The following is a 17822-nucleotide window of genomic DNA, read 5'->3' on the forward strand; positions in this document are numbered from 1 at the left end:
TGGCGAGGGTGTCCGGGTGGTCGGGGCCGAGCAGGTGCTCGCGCTCTGCGGCCACCGCGCGGTGCACCTCACCGGCCTCCGCCCAGCGGCCGAGCCGGCCCAGGCTGAGCCCCGCGTTGTGCCGTCCCGCCAGAGCGGTGAGCGCCTCCGGGGCCGGGGCGGCCGGTTCGTCGGGGGCGGTCCGCTCGTCCTGCCGTCCGGTGGCGGGCCGCGGGATCCACTCGCCGGTGAGCCCCGCTCCGGCGTCCGGTGGCGTGGTGCCGAGGCCGGCGCCGGTGGCCTTGTGACCGGTGGTCATGCCACGGGTCCAGGACGGCAGCCGGGCCCCGCGGGCGGTGGGTTCGGGCCTCAGCGCGGGCTGGGGGGTCACCACGGTGGGCACGTACGTCGGAGTCGTACGCCCCGAGTTGATGCGGCGGCCCAACTCGCGTGCGTCGTGCGGGCGTTGCTCGGGGAGCTTGGCCAGCAGGTCCAGGATGATCTTCTCGAAGTACGCGGGCACCTCCGCCCGGTGGCTGCGCGGTGGGCGGGGCGGGGTGTCGCGGTGGCCGACGAGGATCGCCCAGGCGTCGTCGAGGTCGAACGGCGGTACCCCGGTGGCGATCTCGTACAGCACGCATCCCAGCGAGTACAGGTCGCTGCGCTGGTCTACCTCGGAGCCGCCGATCTGCTCGGGCGACATGTAGTGCGGGGTGCCCATGGCGATGCCGGTGCCGGTGAGCCGGGAGGTGAAGCCGATGTCATGGCCGAGGCGGGCGATGCCGAAGTCGCAGATCTTCACTGTGCCGTCGGTGAGACGCATGATGTTCGCGGGCTTCAAGTCACGGTGGACGATGCCCTGTTGGTGGGTGTAGGCGAGGGCGGCCGCGACCTGGTCGGCGATCTCCACGACGTCCGCGACGGGCAGCGGGTGATGCTTGTTGTCCTCCAGGAGCTGGCTGAGGTTGCGGCCCTCCAGCAGCTCCATGACGAGGTAGAGGATTCCGTCGGACTCCCCGAAGTCATGGACGACGGTGACCCCGCGGTGCTGGAGGGACGCGGCCACCCGGGCCTCCCGGCGGAACCGCTCGCGCAGCACCCGGGTGAAGGACTGGTCGTGGGACGGGCCCAGCGGTTTGAGGCACTTCACCGCGACACGACGGCCCAGCGACTCGTCGCGAGCCCGCCACACCTCGCCCATGCCGCCGCGCCCGATCAGATCGAGCAGCCGGTAGCGGCCCTGGATCAGCTTGCTGTCCCCCATCTGCTGCGATCGCCCCCGATGGTCTCGCCCAGCCCCTGGCCCGTCCAGTATGGCGAGCTATCTACCCACTTTGTACGGGGCCGGGCGCGAGCCGGGGCCGAGCCGTGACATGGCCCGGAGAATGTGTTTGGGCGGGAGTTGCCAGCGAAGACGTGCGGGAACACAGCGCAACAGGGTGCCTGTGGCACGCAACTGGCGGGTGACGGTGGTGGGTTTCGGGGCCGGTCTGCCGTACAGCTCGTGGGCGTACGGCGGCAGAGCGGCGTACGCCAGTTGTGCCACGCGCCGCCACAGCACCGCGCGCGCCGGGACGAGGAGGGGGTGCGTCGGCGGGCGGAGCAGGAAGTCGTCCACGGCGCGTGCCTCGGGTCCGACGGCGAGTTCGGGGCGCACCTTCTCGAAGTAGGCGGCCAGCTCCGCCTGGTCGGCGGGTACGGCGTCCGGGTCGAGGCCCACCAGGCGGGCGCTGACCCGCTGTTCGGCTATGTAGCGGTCGGCCAGTTCGTCGGTGAGCCGGAATCCGGAGCGGCGCGCGACGTGCAGATAGGAGTCGATCTCCGCGCAGTGCACCCACAGCAGCAGTTCGGGTTCGTCGACGCCGTACCGCTCCCCCGTGTCCGGGTCGACGACGGACAGCATGGTGTGGATCTTCCGGACGCGGGCGCCCGCCTTCTCCGCCGCCTCGGTGGTGCCGTAGCTGATGGTGGCGACGAAGTTCGCGATACCCATCAGCCGGCCCCAGGCGTCGTTGCGGAAGTCGGAGTTCTGCATGACCCCGCGCACCGCGCGCGGGTGCAGGGCCTGGAAGTAGAGCGCGCGCACTCCGGCGACCCACATCATCGGGTCGCCGTGCATCTGCCAGGTCACCGATCGTGGTGTGAACAGTCCGGGATCACCCATGCCTCGAAGGCTAACGCCGTACCCTCGGCATCCCCAGACCGATCCACGAGATGATCTCCCGCTGGATCTCGTTGTTGCCGCCGCCGAAGGTGAAGATCACGGCCGAGCGGTACCCGCGTTCCAGCTCCCCGTGGAGCACCGTGCCCGCCGAGCCCTCCTTCAGGGCGCCCGCGGCGCCGACGATCTCCATCAGCCAGGCGTAGGCGTCGCGGCGGGCCTCGGAGCCGTACACCTTGACCGCGGAGGCGTCCTGCGGGGTGAGCGTGCCGTCCTGGACCGCGCTGACCATCTGCCAGTTGAGGAGCTTGAGCGCTTCCAGCCTGCTGTGGGTCCGGGCGAGCAGGCGGCGCACCCACGGCAGGTCGACGACGCGGCGGCCGTCGGCGAGCTTGGTCTCGGTGGCCCAGCGCTGGACGTCGTGCAGGGCGCGGATCGCCATGGTGCCGTGGGCGGCGAGGGTGACGCGTTCGTGGTTGAGCTGGTTGGTGATCAGCCGCCAGCCCTGGTTCTCGGCGCCGACGCGGCGGGTGACGGGGACGCGGATGTCCTCGTAGTAGCTGGCCGTGGTGTCGTGGCCGGCGAGGGTGTTGATGACGGTGCAGGAGTAGCCGGGTTCGGTGGTCGGCACCAGCAGCATGGTGATGCCCTTGTGCGGCGGGGCGGCCGGGTCGGTGCGGGTCGCGAGCCAGACCCAGTCGGCGGTGTCGCCGTTGGTCGTCCAGATCTTCTGGCCGTTCACCACGTACTCGTCGCCCTCGCGCACCGCCCGCGTCTTCAGGGCCGCCAGGTCGGTGCCGGCGTCGGGCTCGCTGTAGCCGATCGCGAAGTCGATCTCGCCGGAGAGGATCTTCGGCAGGAAGTACGCCTTCTGCTCGTCGGTGCCGTACTGCATGATCGTCGGGCCGACGGTGTTCAGTGCCATCAGCGGCAGCGGTACGCCTGCCTGGGCGGCCTCGTCGAAGAAGATGAACTGTTCGATGGCGGTGAGGCCGCGTCCGCCGTACTCCTCGGGCCAGCCCACGCCGAGCCAGCGGTCGGCGCCCAGCTGCTGGATGATCTCGCGGTAGTAGCGCTTCTGCTCCCGTCGGTCGCCGTGCCGGGCGAGCGAGTCCTCGGGCACCAGCTCGGCGAAGTAGGCGCGCAGTTCGGTGCGCAGCCGCTGCTGCTCGGGCGTGTATTCGAGATGCACGGCGCCTCCAGGCTCCCCGGGACCGGTCCTGTCGGCGCACACGGTAGAACGTGTTCCAGAAATTGGGAATGGTGAGGGCACACGAAAGGGCCCCCGGGATGCCGGGGGCCCTTTTCGTCGTGAAATGAATCGCGAGGTGATCAGTGCGGGACAGGAGTCGGCCGTGCCGCGCCCACCGCCTCCGTGGCCGTCCTGGGCGCCAGCAGCCGCTCCGCCAGCAGCCCGAAGACCAGCCCGAAGGAGGTCCACAGGGTCACCTGGACGGCGAGGGCGGCAAGCCGGTACTGCCACAGGAGGGTGGCCGGGAAGCCCTCCGGCGCCTCGTTGAACGACGGCAGGAAGGCGTACGCCAGACCGACCGCGAGGACGAAGAACGCGCCCGCCGCGAGGGTCGCGTTCCAGTTGCCCAGGCGGGGCGCGAGGCGCTTGCCCAGGATGACCGTGCCGACGGCCAGCAGCACGCTGAGGACGATCATCAGGAAGTACAGCGTGGTGCGCTGGTTGAGCGTGTCCGGGTCGCCCACGGCCGGCGGGTTGGCCGGGTACTTCAGGAACGGGACGACGTAGACGCAGAGCAGTCCGGCGGCGGCCAGGAGCAGCGCGCTCGCACGCGGCCCGAAGCGACCGATGCGGCCCAGTGCGAAGCAGTAGGCGAGCGCCGCGATGCCGCCGAAGGCGACCCCGTAGACGAGGACGCCGGTGGACAGGCCCGCGGTGGACTGCATGGTGCGGGTGACGAGTTCCTCGCCGCCGTGCTCGTGGGCGTGCGCCTCCTCGAAGGCGATGGCCTGGTCGACGCGCGGTTCACCCAGGAAGTACGCGACGACGAGGGCGGCCAGGCCCGCGGCGAGGCCCGCGAGCATGCCGCGGACCAGCAGGTTTCTGACAGTTGCGGAGTTCATGCGCAGGGATGCTTCCTCGTCGCTGTCAGTGGCAGGGGAAGCCGAGGAGATGGCGGGCGTCGTGCACCCACTCATGGACACCCTCACCGGAGATGAGGGAGGTGGCGCCCTGTTCGGCGCCGACGAAGTAGAGCAGGACCAGCATCACGACGCCGAAGAAGACCGCCCAGGGGGCGATGGCACCGATCGGCAGTTTTGCGGGTACCGCGGTGGAGCCGGTGGTCGGCGGGGCGATGGACTGCGCCATGGCAGGAACCTCCTGGGGGAACTCGCGTCCCGTGTCAGTGGTGCACAGGACGACGGGGCGGGTCTGACTCACCCGGCCCGCACCCGAAGGGCGTTCCCGGCATACAGTGGCGCGACCGTGCCGGAATCCCACCGGCTTCCACCCAACCGTCGTCGATATCGACGAGAAGGTACCGCGTGGGAGAGGTGCGGCCAAGAGCGCACGGGCGCACCCCGGGCGCCCGCGGAGGGCCGTTCGGCCCGTCAAGTACCGATCTTGGAGGCGGCGTTGAGCGGGGGAAGGGGCGTATGACGAGCCGAGTGACGTTGATCTCACCGGCGGTCACCGAGGCGCTGCGGGAGGCCAGGTTCGACGACGGCTGTTCGCTCGACGCGTCCGGCCGCCGTCTCGCCCAGGCCGCCGCGGGCTCGCTCCCGGCGGCGGAACGGGTCGTCCGCTCCCCCACCGTGCGCTGCCGCGAGACGGCCGCCGCGCTCGGACTCGACGCCACGGACGCCGTGTCGCTGGCGGGGCTGGACGCCGGGCGGTGGCGTGGCTCGTCGTTGGCCGCGGTGAGCGCCGAGGAGCCGGACGCGCTGGCGCGCTGGCTGTCCGACCCCGACGCCGCACCGCACGGCGGCGAATCGGTGCGCGCGGTGTGCGACCGGGTCGGGGCGTGGCTGGACAGCCTGGCCGGGGAGGCGGGGCGCACCGTCGCCGTGGCCGAGCCCGAGGTCGTCCGCGCGGCGGTCGTACGGGCGCTCGGCGCACCGGAGTCGGCGTTCTGGCGTACGGACGTCCCGCCGCTGACGGCGGTCGAGCTCAGCGGCAGGGCGGGGCGCTGGAACGTACGCCTGGGGCACCCGCTCGGCTGAGATCGAAGGCGAGGCCGGCCCTGTCAGCGCAGTGCGGCTCAGCGCAGTGTGCCCATGAAGTCCGTGCAGGCCTGTGCGCAGGTCCGGCAGGCCTTCGCACCCGCTTCGCCGCCAGGCAGTCCGTCGAAGGCGTGCGCGGTCTCCAGGCACACGGTCCGGCACCACTCCAACTGGACGCGGATGCCGTTCTCGTCCAGGCGGTTCTGCTCGGACAGCAGCCGGCAGGTCGCGTCGCAGACCTCCGCGCACATGATGCCCTTGCGTCGTACGAGTTCCTGCCGCTCGGTCCCCTCCGGATCCACGAGGCTCGCCCGCAGCGCGCACTCCCTGGCGCACTCGGTGCACGCCTGCGCACACGCGAAGCGGTCCTCCAGGAATCGGAAGAGCTCCTGCTGGGTCGTCGTCGTTGTCACCCCACGCGGGTAGCCGCGGCGGATCGCGCCAAACCCCGTGCCTGGGGCTGCCGGAGGGCGGCCCTGTCCGTGATTCCCCCACCCGGACGATCGACGGCCGTCCATGGATCACCGCCACCCCGCGGGCCGTACGACGCACCCAGGAGCATCCGCCCCCGTGACCCGCGCCTTCTGAAGACCGATACTGCCAGGAGCAGCCTTTCGGCCACCAGGAGGTCCTCATGAAGATGTTGATCAACGTCCCGGAGACCGTCGTCGCGGACGCCCTGCGAGGTCTGGCGGCCGCCCATCCCGAACTCACCGTCGATGTCGAGAACCGGGTGATCGTACGGCGGGACGCCCCCGTGGCCGGCAAGGTCGGGCTGGTCTCCGGCGGCGGCTCCGGGCACGAGCCGCTGCACGGTGGTTTCGTGGGTCCCGGCATGCTGTCGGCGGCGTGCCCCGGTGAGGTGTTCACGTCCCCGGTCCCGGACCAGATGGTGCGGGCGGCGGCCGCCGTGGACAGCGGGGCCGGCGTGCTGTTCATCGTGAAGAACTACACGGGCGACGTCCTCAACTTCGACATGGCCGCCGAACTCGCCGAGGACGAGGGCATCCAGGTCGCCAAGGTCCTCGTCAACGATGACGTGGCGGTCACCGACAGCCTGTACACGGCCGGCCGGCGCGGCACGGGCGCCACACTGTTCGTGGAGAAGATCGCGGGCGCCGCGGCCGAGGAGGGCCAGCCGCTGGAGCGGGTGGAGTCGATCGCCCGTCAGGTCAACGAGAACTCGCGCAGCTTCGGCGTCGCGCTGAGCGCGTGCACGACGTACGCCAAGGGCAGCCCCACCTTCGATCTGCCCGACGGGGAGCTGGAGCTGGGCATCGGCATCCATGGCGAACCGGGCCGGGAGCGGCGGTCGATGATGACCTCGGGCGAGATCGCCGACTTCGCGGTGAACGCGATCCTGGACGACGTCAGCCCGCGCAATCCGGTCCTGTTGCTCGTCAACGGCCTGGGCGCGACGCCGCTCCTGGAGCTGTACGGGTTCAACGCCGAGGTGCAGCGGGTGCTCGCCGCCCGCGGGGTGGCCGTCGCCCGCACACTGGTCGGCAACTACGTCACCTCCCTGGACATGGCGGGCGCCTCGGTCACCCTGTGCCAGATCGACGAGGAACTGCTGCGGCTGTGGGACGCGCCGGTGAAGACCGCGGGGCTGCGCTGGGGCATCTGAGCCGGCGGCAGCGGGCAGTCAACGTACCTACCACGCAAGGAGATCCAGTGCTCGACGCCGACTTCTTCCGCCGTTGGATGACGGTGACCGCCGCGTCCGTCGAACGTGAGGCGGACCGGCTGACGGACCTCGACTCCGCCATCGGGGACGCCGATCACGGCAGCAATCTGCAGCGGGGGTTCCGTGCCGTGGCGGCGGTGCTGGAGAAGGAGGCGCCGGACACGCCGGGTGCGGTGCTGACGCTCGCCGGACGCCGGCTCATCTCCACCGTCGGCGGGGCGTCCGGGCCGCTGTACGGCACGCTGCTGCGGCGGACCGGCAAGGCGCTCGGGGAGGACGCGGAGGTGAGCGAGGCCCGGTTCGCCGAGGCGCTGCGGGCGGGGGTGGACGCGGTGATGGCGCTGGGTGGTGCGGCGCCCGGCGACAAGACCATGATCGACGCGTTGCTGCCGGCCGTGGACGCGCTCGGCGACGGGTTCGCCGCGGCACGGGCCGCCGCCGAGGAGGGTGCGCTGGCGACGACGCCGTTGCAGGCCCGCAAGGGGCGGGCGAGCTATCTCGGTGAGCGCAGCATCGGGCACCAGGATCCCGGGGCCACCTCGGCCGCGCTGCTGATCGCCGCACTCGGCGAAAGCGCGGAGGCCGACGGTGAGTGACGGCAGGCTCGTCGGGATCGTGCTGGTCTCGCACAGCGCGGACGTGGCCGCGTCGGTGGCGGAGCTCGCCAAGGGGCTGGCGGGCGGCGGTGTCGAGGTGCCCGTCGCCCCGGCGGGCGGCACCGAGGGCGGTGAGCTGGGGACGAGCTCGGAGCTCATCGCCGCGGCCGCCGCCTCGGTGGACCGCGGTGCCGGGGTCGCGGTGCTGACCGATCTCGGCAGCGCGGTGCTCACCGTGAAGGCGCTGCTGGCCGAGGGCGACGAACTCCCGGACAACACCCGCCTGGTGGACGCCCCGTTCGTGGAGGGCGCGGTGGCCGCGGTGGTCACGGCGGCGGCGGGCGCCGACCTCGCGACGGTGGAGGCGGCGGCCGCGGAGGCGTACACGTACCGGAAGGCCTGAGGACGCCCGCGTCGCGGAGGGTTCCTCAGGCCAGCCCCTCCCCCACGACCGCGAGGGCGGAGCGCATCGTCGTCGCCAGCTCCGCCTCCGCCCTCGCCCGGTCGGCCTCCGCGTCCGCCGGACGCCAGGCGTAGTGCTCGACCGCCGACCGCAGGGCCGCGTTGAACATCGCCGCCTGGACGGTGGGCCGCAGATCGTCCGCCGGCAGCCCGGCCCGCTCGGCGAGGGCGCGGGCGAACGCCGGTTCGGCCTCGTCGTACGTCTGGAGCCATACGGCACGCAGGCCCGGCTCGGTGCGGGTGAGGCGGACCAGTGAGCGCACCGTGGCCCGTTCCGGCCCCGCGACGAAGGTGGGGTCGGCCGTCAGGCGCCGGTCGAAGAGCTCTTCCAGGGGCTGCCCGGGGAGCCACTCGCGAAGACAGGCGGCGATGACGTCGATGCCGGCGGTGAACAGCGGCTGGACGCAGCTCTCCTTGCTCGGGAAATAGCGCCAGACGGTGCGCGCCGAGACTCCGACCGCCTGGCCGATCTGCTCGCCGGTGGTGGCCGCGACGCCCTGGGCGACGAACAGGTCCACCGCGGCCCGGGCGATCTCCAGCCGTATCTCGGCCCTGCGCTCCTCGGTCAGGGGCGGTCGTCCGGTGCGTCCGCGGGGTGCGGTCATGTGGTCCTCCGGCTCCGGTGATCGGTCTCCCGGAATTCTCCACCAAGACTTTATGTCACTCACAGACATTAAGTCGTAGAGTGAGCTCCCACCGGGCACACCGCCCTCGCACCGCACAGACAGGAACTGCCATGGCCACTGGACTCGACGGACGCAGCGTCATCGTCACCGGAGCGAGCTCGGGCATCGGGCGCGCCGCCGCCCTGGCCTTCGCCGCCGAGGGCGCCAAGGTCCTGGTGGCGGACCTCAACGCCGAGGGCGCCCGGACGGTCGTCAAGGAGATCGAGGAGGCGGGCGGCACCGCCGTCGCCGTCACCGGGGACCTCAGCGACCAGGCCGTCGTCGACCAGGTGGCCGCGACCGCCGTGGAGCGCTTCGGCGGCGTGGACGTGCTGGTGAACAACGCCGGGATCATGGACCGGATGTCGGCGCTGGCTGACGTGGACGACGCCGAGTGGGAGCGGGTCATCCGGGTCAACCTGACCGCCCCGTTCCTGCTCACACGCGCGGTGCTGCCGCACATGCTGGCGGCGGGCGGGGGCGCGGTCGTCAACACCGCCTCCGAGGCCGGGCTGCGCGGCAGCGCGGCGGGCGCGGCGTACACCGCCTCCAAGCACGGCGTCGTCGGACTGACGAAGTCCCTGGCCGTCATGTACCGCAAGCAGGGCATCCGGGCGAACGCCATCGCGCCGGGCGGCACCGCGACCGGCATCGTCGTGGACGCCGACCGCGAGGCGCACGGCCCCGCGGCGCTCGGCCCGCACTTCGTCAACGTCGGCAGGCTCGCCCAGCCCGAGGAACAGGCCGCCGCGATCGTCTTCCTCGCCTCGGACGCGGCGAGCAACATCAACGGCGTGGTCCTGCCCGTCGACGACGGCTGGTCGGCGGTCTGACGCTCCCGGAGCTCAGCCGGCGCGCACGAACAGGCGTGCCAGCCGCTCCCCCGTCGCGATGGCGGCGGCATGGTCCTCGATGGGTTTCACCTGCGAGTCCTTGAAGACGATGTAGGTGACCCCGGAAGCCGTGCCGCCGCTCCGGGGGTCGGACGGGATGCCAAGCCCCTCGGCACTGGCGTAGGAGGCCTCGCCGATGATGTTGCGCGGACCCACGTCGCCGACCACCGCGTACTGCACCCGGTCCCGGTAGATCACGGCCGCGACCGAGCCGCCGCGGATGTCGCTCGCGCGGTAGTCCCAGACGGGGCTCGGGGTGGGCACCACGATGTACGGGAGGCGTTCGGCGTTCAGCTGGCGGCCGTTGGACTGCTGGTAGGCGGTGGCGTCGGTGAAGGCCGGGTCGGTGTCGCGGTTGCAGCGGACGCCCGGCTGCCCGTCGCAGTCGATGTCCATGTCCGCCTTCCAGAAGACGGCTTCCCGGGTACCGCAGACGGGGATGGTCGCGGGCCGGCCTTCGTCGCTGCGGTAGCGGCCGTGGGAGACCTGGGTGCACTCACGCACCTTGGCCAGCAGATCGGCGGCGAGGACGTCGCCCTCGTGCCGAGGGGCCAGCGCCTCCTGCCGGGCCGACGGCTCGACCTGGGGCGACATCGTCGGAGCGGCGAGCAGGGCGGCGCCTGCCGCGACCAGCGTCAGTGACTGGACACGCACGATGAGGGACCCTCTCCTGGGGGACATTGACGGACACTCAGCCAAATCTGCTGCCGTTGCGATCAAGCGGCCACCGTTAGGGGGCCGGACGGTGCACACCTCGTGAGCGGTGGCGCGTGTCCCCGAACTGCCGACAGGGGCCGGGCGCCTGAGCCCGCGTCGGCTCCGGCCGCCCGGCCGCCCGCGTCCGGCGCGGGAACAGCGACGACAGCGGCCCGCGCCAACGGCACGAACTCCCGATCCCTCAAGGGGAGTTCGACCGTGAGGAGCTTCAGCATACGTAACCGTTCCGGCCGCTCACCCACGACGGCCCTCTTGATGTTCTCCCGACGACGGAGTCATATTGGTCCGGACCAATACCGTCCCGGGGAGGCCGTCCCGTGCGCCGTGCCCTCGCGCTCCATGAAGCGCCCCGCGGAGCGCTCTGCGCAGTGGTGGTCTGCGGAGTGCTCACGCTCCTCTCCTCCTGCGGCTGGAGCGGTGGCGGCGAGGCCCGTCGGCTCCCCGCGGCGCCCGTGGGCATCACCGCCGCGGCCGGCAGCGCGACCAGCGTGCACGTCATGTGGAACGCGGCCGACGCGGACGTCAAGGCCTACGAGGTGTATCGCGGCACCACGAAGGTGAAGGAGGTACCGGGTTCCGAGCACATGGTGGACGTCACCAGGCTCAGGCCGTCCACCACGTATGTCTTCACCGTGCGGGCTCGGGACACCGACGGGCAGGTGGGCCCGTGCAGCCGGGAGGTGCGTGCCACGACGCCAGCGGCCGCTACTGCGGACGGTACGGCGCCGACGGCGCCCGGGAGGCCGCAGGGGCGGGTCGTCGGCAGCCGGGCGGTGCAGCTGTCCTGGTCCGCTTCCTCGGACGACCGGGGTGTGATGTCGTACGACATCCACCAGGGCGCCACGAAGATCCACAGCGTGGGCGGGAACCAGACGGCGACGGTGGTGACGGGACTGCGCCCGGGCACCCGCTACGTCTTCACCGTGCGTGCCCGCGACGCGGCCGACAACGTCTCCGCGGCGAGCGGCACCGTCCGCCTCACCACCGCGCCGGGTACCGACGACGGCCGCGGCACCGCGCCCACCGACTTCCGCGCGACGACGCGTCTCGCCGGCGACGGGGCCTACTACCTCGACCTCTCCTGGGTCCCGCCGCGCGCGGACGGCGTGGTCACGGAGTACCAGGTCCACCTCGACGGCCGTGCGGCCACCTCACTGGTGTTCGGCGGGAACCCGCCGAACGGCCGGGCGACGTACGACTTCTATGTGGGCCGGGATGCCGGGGTCACCCATCGGGTGCGGATCCGGGCCAAGCTGCCGGACGGGACCTGGGGCGGATTCTCGGCGCAGCGGACGGTGACGACCGGCGCCGGGAAGCCGTGACGGCACCTCAGGCAGCTCGGGTACTTCAGTCACCTCAGGTACCTCAGACGCCTCGCCTCTGAGCCGTACGAAGGAATCCGTCACCTGCCCGGGGGCGGTCCGGGTGCGCGCCGGGCCGCGGGCACGTTGGCTGCCCCTGAGGCGCACGGGCCATTCCCGACCTCGGCGGCGCAAGGGATGTACCGCCACTCGTGCCGCTGGAGGGCAGTCCATGCGTACCACCCAGCTTCTCCTCCGCTCCGGCCTGACCGCTGCCGCCGTCACCGCGCTGGCCGCCGTCCCGGCGGTCGCGGCTACGGGGATCTCCGTCAGCACCACCGGATCCACGGTTTCCGTCACGACCAGCGCCTGCACCCAGGTCAACGGCAGCTGGGGCACCGCCTCGCTCCTGAACAGCAGCCAGGCGAACTTCGCCCAGGGCCGTCAGGTGACGCTGTCGGGGACGAGCGCCCTGCAATCGGCCGCCTGGTCGTCCGTGAGCCCCGGCACCTACACCGTCGTCGTCATGTGCTCCAACGGCAGCACGGCGGGCACCCAGTCGGTCATCGTCTCGACGACGACCACCCCCACGATCTCCGCCACGGCCTCCCCGTCGCGCGGCGTCATGGGCGGCCTCGGCGGCGCCGCCAAGGACTACGGCCCGCTCACCCTGGGGGCCGGCGCCGCCCTCGTCGGGATCGGCGGTATCGCGGCGGCCTGGTTCCTGCGCCGTCGCGCCAAGCCCTACCGGCTCTGATCGGGCAGCTCGGCGAACTCCTCCAGCGCGTGAGTGAGCCACTGCGTCCAGAAAGTCTCCAGATCGATCCCCGCCCGCAGGATCAGGTGCTGCAACCGGTCCTGCGGGCTGTCCTTCCCGGGCGGGAAGTCGCGCTTCTCGATCTCCTCGTACTCGGCCAACTGCTTGCCGTGCACCTCCAGGTGACGGCGCAGATCGGCCTCGATGCCCTCGGTGCCGACCACGGCCGCCGCCCGCAGCCGCAGGAACAGGCTGTCGCGGTACGGCTTGGGGTCCTGGGACGCGGCCGTCCAGCGGGCCAGTGCGTCCCGGCCCGCCGGCAGCACCTCGTACCGCTTCTTCTGGCCACGGGTCGGCTGCTCCGGCGCCAGGGCCCTGATGTGGCCCTCCGCCTCGAGTCTTCCCAGCTCGCGATAGATCTGCTGATGCGTCGCCGACCAGAAGTAGCCGATCGACCTGTCGAAACGCCGGGTCAGCTCAAGACCCGAGGACGGCCTTTCCAGCAGGGCGGTGAGGATCGCGTGCGGGAGTGACATGGGGTCATCCTAGGGACGGCGGGGCGGCCCCTAGAGGGCGGCCGCCACCTCGGTGCCCTGCTTGACGGCCCGCTTGGCGTCCAGTTCGGCGGCCACGTCGGCACCGCCGATGAGGTGGGCGCTCACACCGGCGGCGACCAGCGCCTCGTACAGCTCGCGGCGCGACTCCTGCCCGGTGCACAGGACGATGGTGTCGACCTCCAGGACCGTGCTCTGCGCACCGACGGTGACATGGAGTCCGGCGTCGTCGATCCGGTCGTAGCGCACACCCGGGACCATGGTGACGCCGCGGTGCTTGAGCTCGGTGCGGTGGATCCAGCCGGTGGTCTTGCCGAGCCCGGCGCCGACCTTGGTGGTCTTGCGCTGGAGCAGGTGCACGGTGCGCGGCGGGGCGGGCCGCTCGGGGGCGGCGAGGCCGCCGGGGCCGGTGTGGTCCATGTCGACGCCCCAGAGGCGGAAGTAGGTCGCCGGGTCCTCGTGCGCCTTGTCGCCGCCGTCGGTGAGGAACTCGGCGACGTCGAAGCCGATGCCGCCCGCGCCGAGGACGGCGACCCGGCGTCCGACGGGGACGCGGTCGCGCAGGACGTCGAGGTAGCCGACCACGCTCGGGTGGTCGACGCCGGGGATGTCGGGGGTGCGCGGGGTGACGCCGGTGGCGACGACAACCTCGTCGAAGGCGGCGAGGTCCTCGGCGGCGACCCAGGTGTTCAGCCGTACGTCGATGTCGTGCCAGTCGAGCTGGTGGCGGAAGTAGCGCAGGGTCTCGTCGAACTCCTGCTTGCCGGGGACCTGTCGGGCGACGTTGAGCTGGCCGCCGATCTCGCCCGCGGCGTCGAAGAGCGTCACGTCGTGACCGCGATCGGCGGCGCTCACGGCACAGGCGAGTCCGGCCGGGCCCGCGCCCACGACCGCGACGCGCTTCTTCAGCCGGGTCGGGGAGAGCACCAGCTCGGTCTCGTGGCAGGCGCGCGGGTTGACCAGGCAGGAGGTGATCTGGCCGCTGAAGGTGTGGTCGAGGCAGGCCTGGTTGCAGCCGATGCAGGTGTTGATGGCCTCGGGCCTGCCCGCGGCGGCCTTGATGACGAAGTCGGGGTCGGCGAGCATCGGGCGGGCCATGGACACCATGTCCGCGTACCCGTCGGCGAGCAACTCCTCGGCGACTTCGGGGGTGTTGATGCGGTTGGTGGTGACGAGGGGGATGCTCACCTCGCCCATGAGCTTCTTGGTCACCCAGGTGTAGGCGCCGCGCGGCACGGAGGTGGCGATGGTGGGGATCCGGGCCTCGTGCCAGCCGATGCCGGTGTTGATGATGGTCGCGCCGGCCGCCTCGACGGCCTTGGCGAGCGTGACGACCTCGTCGTGGGTGGAGCCGCCGGGGACCAGGTCCAGCATGGAGAGCCGGTAGATGATGATGAAGTCCTCGCCGACCGCCTCGCGCACCCGCCGCACGATCTCGACGGGGAACCGCATGCGGTTCTCGTAGGACCCGCCCCAGCGGTCGGTGCGGTGGTTGGTCTGCCGGGCGATGAACTCGTTGATGAGGTAGCCCTCGGAGCCCATGATCTCGACGCCGTCGTAGCCGGCCTGGCGCGCGAGGCGGGCGGCGCGGGCGTAGTCGTCGATGGTCTGCTCGACCTCGGCGTCGGTGAGCTCGCGCGGCGGGAACCAGCTGATCGGCGCCTGGACGGGGCTCGGCGCGACGAGCTGCTCGTGGTAGGCGTAGCGGCCGAAGTGCAGGATCTGCATCGCGATGCGGCCGCCCTCGCGGTGCACGGCCTCGGTGATGGCCCGGTGCTGCTCGGCCTCCGCCTCGGTGGTGAGCTTCGCGCCGCCGTCGTACGGGCGTCCCGCCTCGTTGGGCGCGATGCCGCCGGTGACGATCAGGCCCACTCCGCCACGCGCGCGTGCCGCGTAGAACGCCGCCATCCGCTCGAAGCCGCGCTCGGCCTCTTCCAGGCCGACGTGCATGGAGCCCATGAGGACCCGGTTGGGCAGCGTGGTGAAGCCCAGGTCCAGCGGGCTCAGCAGGTGCGGGTAACGGCTCATCGGGGCCCTCCGTGGCGGCAGTGTCTGCCCTCGCATCGGGGAGGACCCTCTTGTTGTAGAGGACCGGCACGGCTTTGTGCAACTAGTTGCACAATCGAGGAGGGGTGATCCGGGCCACGTCGTCAGGCCGCCGGGTAGTCCGCGTCGAGCGTGACGTCCTTCCAGGCGTCGAATCCGGACCGGAGCGTGTCGAGCCGCGCGGTGGCGATGTCGTACGCCGCCTTGCCCAGCAGCAGGCGCAGCGGGGGCTCGGCGGACCCGACGGCGTCGATGACGGCCGCGGCGGCGCGCTGCGGGTCGCCCGGCTGGTGGCCGTAGGTGGCCAGGGTGCCGGTGCGGCGGGCGCCCGCGGTCTCCGCGTAGTCGTCGATCACGGTCGCCGACTGGCGCATGGACGGACCGGACCAGTTGGTGCGGAAGGCCGCGGGCTCGACGATCGTCACGCCGATGCCCAGCGGGGCGACCTCGGCCGCGAGCGACTCGGACAGACCCTCCACCGCGAACTTGGTGGCGTGGTAGTAGCCGGTGGCACCGAAGGCCGCCAGGCCGCCGAGCGAGGAGATGTTCACGATGTGGCCGGCCCGGCGGGCCCGCATGCCGGGCAGCACGGCCTTGGTGGTCTCGACGAGCCCGAAGACGTTGGTGTCGAAGAGGGCGCGGATCTCCGCGTCCTCACCCTCCTCGACGGCGGCGAGATAGCCGTAGCCCGCGTTGTTGACGAGGACGTCGATCCGACCGAACTCCGCTTCCGCCCGCTCGACGGCCTCGGCGATCCGGGCGGGGTCCGTGACGTCGAGGGCCAGGGCGAGGGCCCGGTCGCCGTGGGCGGTGACCAGATCGGCGAGCGTGCGGGGGTCGCGGGCGGTGGCCGCCACGCGGTGTCCGCGTTCGAGGGCGGTGGCGGCGAGGGCTCGGCCGAGGCCGGTGGAGCAGCCGGTGATGAACCAGACCGGTGTGTTGTCGTTCATGTGTGCGTGTCCTTGCTCGAAGGCTGGTGGCTCGAAGGCTGATGGCTCGAAGGCTGATGGGGGTGCGACCCCTCGTGCTCGGCCGCGGTGAGGCTGCCGAGCAGGGCGAGCGCCTCCTCGGAGGGGCTGCCGGACTCGGCCTGGTAGACGACCAGTTGCTGTCCGGGGGCGCTGTTGACGGTCAACGACTCGTAGTCCAGCGTCAGTTCACCGACCAGCGGATGCCGGAAGCGTTTGGTCTCGTGGGTCTTCTGACGGATGTCGTGGCGGGCCCACAGCCGTCGGAACTCCTCGCTCCTGAGCGAGAGTTCACCGACCGTGGCGATCAGCTGCGGGTCGTCCACGTCGGTTCCGGCGTTGGCGCGCAGCCCGGCCACGGTGTTGACCGCGACCCGGTCCCAGTCCGGGTAGAAGCGCCGGGCGTCCGGGTCGAGGAAGACCAGCCGCAGCAGATCCCCGCCGTGGGTGTGGCCGGCGAACAGCGCCCGGCCCAGGGCGTTGTCGGCCAGCACGGTCAGACAGCGGCCCAGGACCACCGCCGGGGTGTTGTGCCAGCCCTCCATCATCCGCAGCAGGACCGGGCTGACCTGTTCCTGTCGGGTACGGCCGCCGGGGCGGGGGCCGACGGGGCGGGCCAGCCGGTGCAGGTGCTCGACCGCGTCGCCCTCCAGGTCGAGGGCCCGGGCTAGGGCGTCGACGACCTGCGCCGAGGGGCTGCGCTCGCGGCCCTGCTCCAGGCGGACGTAGTAGTCGATGCTGACCCCGGCCAGGATCGCGACCTCTTCCCGGCGCAGCCCCGCCACCCGGCGGCGGGTGCCGGCCGGCAGCCCCGCGTCCTCGGGCTGTACGAGGGCCCGCCGGGCTTGCAGGAACCGGCCGAGCCGGTTGTCGCTGTCCATGCCATCGACCGTACGCCCGCCCGGCGCACGGCGGCCGTCCTCAGGGTGGGTGCGGTACTCCTACGATCCGCCCTCCTCGGGGCGGCGCGGCCTGGTCGCGCGTCCGCACCTGCCCCACGGTGGACGACATGACACACACCCAGAACCTCACCGGCCGGATCGTGGTCGTCACCGGCGCCACCAGCGGGATCGGTGCGGCCACCGCACGGCGCCTCGCCGCCGGCGGAGCGAGCGTCGCCCTGCTCGGGCGCCGCGAGGACCGGCTCAAGTCGCTGGCCGACGACATCGGCCGCACCGCCACGGGCACGGTCCTGCCCGTACCCGTGGACCTCACCGACGCCGCTGCCGTGACCGCGGCGGCCACCGCCGTCACCGGGACGCTCGGCACCGTCGACCTGGTCGTGGCCAACGCCGGAGCCATGCTCGGCGCCCCCTTCGAACGGGCCGCCGTCGAGGAGTGGGACCGGATGATCGACGTCAACCTGCGCGGGCTGCTGCTCACGTCCCGGTCCTTCACCGACGGCCTCCTCGCCACGGCCGCCGAGGGCCGCCCCGCGGACCTGGTCCATGTCGGTTCCGTCGGCGGGCACCTGCTGTTCCCCGACTGGTCCGTGTACTGCGCCACCAAGGCGGCCGTCGCCCACCTCACCCGCAATCTGCGCGCCGAACTCGGTCCGCGCGGCGTCCGCGTCAAGAACATCGAACCGGGCGTCACCACCACCGAGTTGGGCTCGGACATGCTGGACGCCGGTATGCGCGCGTCCCTGGCCGGCATGCGCACCGCGCTGGAGCCGCTGGCCGCCGAGGACATCGCCGAGGCGATCGCCTACGCCGTCGCGGCGCCGTCCCACGTCAATGTCGCCGAGATGGTGGTCGTGCCGGTGCGGCAGGGCTGATCGCCGTATCGCCGTGTCACCGGGGAAGGTGACCGCAGCGCCTCTGCGGGACGACTTGCCCCGT

20 protein-coding genes and 1 riboswitch are annotated in these 17822 nt (G+C 72.1%); of the genes, 8 read left to right on the top strand and 12 right to left on the bottom strand.

Annotation, left to right across the window (positions count from 1 at the left end):
* The 5 genes from HLK59_RS04900 to HLK59_RS04920 form a co-directional block, all read right to left on the bottom strand.
* A partial coding sequence (locus HLK59_RS04900) for a serine/threonine-protein kinase (protein ID WP_171139967.1) occupies window positions 1–1243 on the bottom strand: 1243 nt, incomplete at its 3' end.
* Window positions 1244–1300: 57 nt separating this feature from the next.
* Window positions 1301–2143 (bottom strand): oxygenase MpaB family protein, encoded by an 843-nt coding sequence (locus HLK59_RS04905; RefSeq protein ID WP_171139968.1) that lies wholly within the window; start codon window positions 2141–2143, stop codon window positions 1301–1303.
* 10 nt (window positions 2144–2153) lie between these two features.
* Window positions 2154–3332, bottom strand: a complete 1179-nt coding sequence (locus tag HLK59_RS04910) for an acyl-CoA dehydrogenase family protein (protein ID WP_171139969.1) — start codon at window positions 3330–3332, stop codon at window positions 2154–2156.
* A 140-nt stretch (window positions 3333–3472) separates the two neighbouring features.
* Window positions 3473–4234 carry a CbtA family protein gene (locus HLK59_RS04915; RefSeq protein WP_171139970.1) on the bottom strand — a complete coding sequence of 254 codons (762 nt, stop codon included), beginning with the start codon at window positions 4232–4234 and terminating at the stop codon, window positions 3473–3475.
* A 25-nt stretch (window positions 4235–4259) separates the two neighbouring features.
* Window positions 4260–4481: a CbtB-domain containing protein gene (locus HLK59_RS04920; RefSeq protein WP_171139971.1), complete on the bottom strand. Its 222-nt coding sequence runs from the start codon at window positions 4479–4481 to the stop codon at window positions 4260–4262.
* A gap of 38 nt (window positions 4482–4519) precedes the next feature.
* Window positions 4520–4673, bottom strand: a riboswitch (cobalamin riboswitch).
* A gap of 95 nt (window positions 4674–4768) precedes the next feature.
* Between HLK59_RS04920 and HLK59_RS04925 the strand changes: the two genes are divergently transcribed.
* Window positions 4769–5335: a histidine phosphatase family protein gene (locus tag HLK59_RS04925; RefSeq protein WP_171139972.1), complete on the top strand. Its 567-nt coding sequence runs from the start codon at window positions 4769–4771 to the stop codon at window positions 5333–5335.
* 38 nt (window positions 5336–5373) lie between these two features.
* On the opposite strand, the gene HLK59_RS04930 is transcribed toward HLK59_RS04925, so the two are convergent.
* Complete coding sequence (locus HLK59_RS04930; protein WP_171139973.1) at window positions 5374–5748, bottom strand: ferredoxin; 375 nt, start codon at window positions 5746–5748, stop codon at window positions 5374–5376.
* A 221-nt stretch (window positions 5749–5969) separates the two neighbouring features.
* On the opposite strand from HLK59_RS04930, the gene dhaK reads away from it, so the two are divergent.
* From dhaK to HLK59_RS04945, 3 genes are read left to right on the top strand one after another with little or no spacing between them, the layout of a single operon-like run.
* Window positions 5970–6962, top strand: coding sequence for a dihydroxyacetone kinase subunit DhaK (dhaK, locus tag HLK59_RS04935; protein WP_171139974.1), 993 nt, complete (start codon window positions 5970–5972; stop codon window positions 6960–6962).
* A gap of 47 nt (window positions 6963–7009) precedes the next feature.
* The gene (gene dhaL, locus HLK59_RS04940; protein WP_171139975.1) at window positions 7010–7618 is read left to right on the top strand and encodes a dihydroxyacetone kinase subunit DhaL; all 609 of its coding nucleotides are present in this window, start codon (window positions 7010–7012) and stop codon (window positions 7616–7618) included.
* A complete protein-coding gene (locus tag HLK59_RS04945; protein WP_171139976.1) occupies window positions 7611–8021 on the top strand; it encodes a PTS fructose transporter subunit IIA in 411 nt (136 codons plus the stop codon). Before dhaL ends, HLK59_RS04945 begins: the two co-directional genes overlap by 8 nt.
* A gap of 25 nt (window positions 8022–8046) precedes the next feature.
* Here HLK59_RS04945 and HLK59_RS04950 read toward each other — a convergent pair whose 3' ends face one another.
* Complete coding sequence (locus HLK59_RS04950; RefSeq protein WP_171139977.1) at window positions 8047–8685, bottom strand: TetR/AcrR family transcriptional regulator; 639 nt, start codon at window positions 8683–8685, stop codon at window positions 8047–8049.
* Between the two features lie 131 nt (window positions 8686–8816).
* Here HLK59_RS04950 and HLK59_RS04955 point away from each other — a divergent pair, with 131 nt between their 5' ends.
* Window positions 8817–9578: a glucose 1-dehydrogenase gene (locus HLK59_RS04955; RefSeq protein ID WP_171139978.1), complete on the top strand. Its 762-nt coding sequence runs from the start codon at window positions 8817–8819 to the stop codon at window positions 9576–9578.
* 12 nt (window positions 9579–9590) lie between these two features.
* Here the strand turns inward: HLK59_RS04955 and HLK59_RS04960 are convergent, their stop codons facing one another.
* Window positions 9591–10292 carry a glycoside hydrolase family 75 protein gene (locus HLK59_RS04960; RefSeq protein WP_171139979.1) on the bottom strand — a complete coding sequence of 234 codons (702 nt, stop codon included), beginning with the start codon at window positions 10290–10292 and terminating at the stop codon, window positions 9591–9593.
* A 380-nt stretch (window positions 10293–10672) separates the two neighbouring features.
* On the opposite strand from HLK59_RS04960, the gene HLK59_RS04965 reads away from it, so the two are divergent.
* Both HLK59_RS04965 and HLK59_RS04970 read left to right on the top strand, forming a co-directional pair.
* Complete coding sequence (locus HLK59_RS04965) at window positions 10673–11677, top strand: fibronectin type III domain-containing protein (RefSeq protein WP_171139980.1); 1005 nt, start codon at window positions 10673–10675, stop codon at window positions 11675–11677.
* Window positions 11678–11888: 211 nt separating this feature from the next.
* Window positions 11889–12413 (top strand): hypothetical protein, encoded by a 525-nt coding sequence (locus HLK59_RS04970; protein ID WP_171139981.1) that lies wholly within the window; start codon window positions 11889–11891, stop codon window positions 12411–12413.
* Here the strand turns inward: HLK59_RS04970 and HLK59_RS04975 are convergent.
* The 4 genes from HLK59_RS04975 to HLK59_RS04990 all read right to left on the bottom strand — a co-directional run bounded on the left by HLK59_RS04975 (window position 12401) and on the right by HLK59_RS04990 (window position 16862).
* A complete protein-coding gene (locus HLK59_RS04975; RefSeq protein ID WP_171139982.1) occupies window positions 12401–12949 on the bottom strand; it encodes a PadR family transcriptional regulator in 549 nt (182 codons plus the stop codon). The genes HLK59_RS04970 and HLK59_RS04975 overlap by 13 nt on opposite strands.
* Window positions 12950–12979: 30 nt before the next feature.
* The gene (locus HLK59_RS04980) at window positions 12980–14995 is read right to left on the bottom strand and encodes an NADPH-dependent 2,4-dienoyl-CoA reductase (RefSeq protein WP_171139983.1); all 2016 of its coding nucleotides are present in this window, start codon (window positions 14993–14995) and stop codon (window positions 12980–12982) included.
* A gap of 122 nt (window positions 14996–15117) precedes the next feature.
* Window positions 15118–15963, bottom strand: coding sequence for an oxidoreductase (locus HLK59_RS04985; protein ID WP_171139984.1), 846 nt, complete (start codon window positions 15961–15963; stop codon window positions 15118–15120).
* Window positions 15960–16862 carry a helix-turn-helix transcriptional regulator gene (locus tag HLK59_RS04990; protein ID WP_171139985.1) on the bottom strand — a complete coding sequence of 301 codons (903 nt, stop codon included), beginning with the start codon at window positions 16860–16862 and terminating at the stop codon, window positions 15960–15962. The genes HLK59_RS04985 and HLK59_RS04990 overlap by 4 nt, the downstream gene beginning before the upstream one ends.
* Window positions 16863–16990: 128 nt before the next feature.
* Between HLK59_RS04990 and HLK59_RS04995 the strand changes: the two genes are divergently transcribed.
* Entirely contained in the window at window positions 16991–17758 is a 768-nt protein-coding gene (locus HLK59_RS04995; protein ID WP_171139986.1) for an SDR family oxidoreductase, read from the top strand.
* The last annotated feature ends 64 nt before the right edge of the window (window positions 17759–17822 follow it).

Origin of the sequence: Streptomyces sp. S3(2020), assembly GCF_013044505.1 — a bacterium.
Taxonomy (GTDB): Bacteria; Actinomycetota; Actinomycetes; order Streptomycetales; family Streptomycetaceae; genus Streptomyces.

Coding starts and splice junctions, on each gene's coding strand:
- HLK59_RS04905 (WP_171139968.1), bottom strand. CDS start 2,143: ATGGGTGATCCCGGACTGTTCACACCACGATCGGTGACCTGGCAGATG.
- HLK59_RS04915 (WP_171139970.1), bottom strand. CDS start 4,234: ATGAACTCCGCAACTGTCAGAAACCTGCTGGTCCGCGGCATGCTCGCG.
- HLK59_RS04920 (WP_171139971.1), bottom strand. CDS start 4,481: ATGGCGCAGTCCATCGCCCCGCCGACCACCGGCTCCACCGCGGTACCC.
- HLK59_RS04925 (WP_171139972.1), top strand. CDS start 4,769: ATGACGAGCCGAGTGACGTTGATCTCACCGGCGGTCACCGAGGCGCTG.
- dhaK (WP_171139974.1), top strand. CDS start 5,970: ATGAAGATGTTGATCAACGTCCCGGAGACCGTCGTCGCGGACGCCCTG.
- HLK59_RS04950 (WP_171139977.1), bottom strand. CDS start 8,685: ATGACCGCACCCCGCGGACGCACCGGACGACCGCCCCTGACCGAGGAG.
- HLK59_RS04955 (WP_171139978.1), top strand. CDS start 8,817: ATGGCCACTGGACTCGACGGACGCAGCGTCATCGTCACCGGAGCGAGC.
- HLK59_RS04970 (WP_171139981.1), top strand. CDS start 11,889: ATGCGTACCACCCAGCTTCTCCTCCGCTCCGGCCTGACCGCTGCCGCC.
- HLK59_RS04975 (WP_171139982.1), bottom strand. CDS start 12,949: ATGTCACTCCCGCACGCGATCCTCACCGCCCTGCTGGAAAGGCCGTCC.
- HLK59_RS04980 (WP_171139983.1), bottom strand. CDS start 14,995: ATGAGCCGTTACCCGCACCTGCTGAGCCCGCTGGACCTGGGCTTCACC.
- HLK59_RS04985 (WP_171139984.1), bottom strand. CDS start 15,963: ATGAACGACAACACACCGGTCTGGTTCATCACCGGCTGCTCCACCGGC.
- HLK59_RS04990 (WP_171139985.1), bottom strand. CDS start 16,862: ATGGACAGCGACAACCGGCTCGGCCGGTTCCTGCAAGCCCGGCGGGCC.
- HLK59_RS04995 (WP_171139986.1), top strand. CDS start 16,991: ATGACACACACCCAGAACCTCACCGGCCGGATCGTGGTCGTCACCGGC.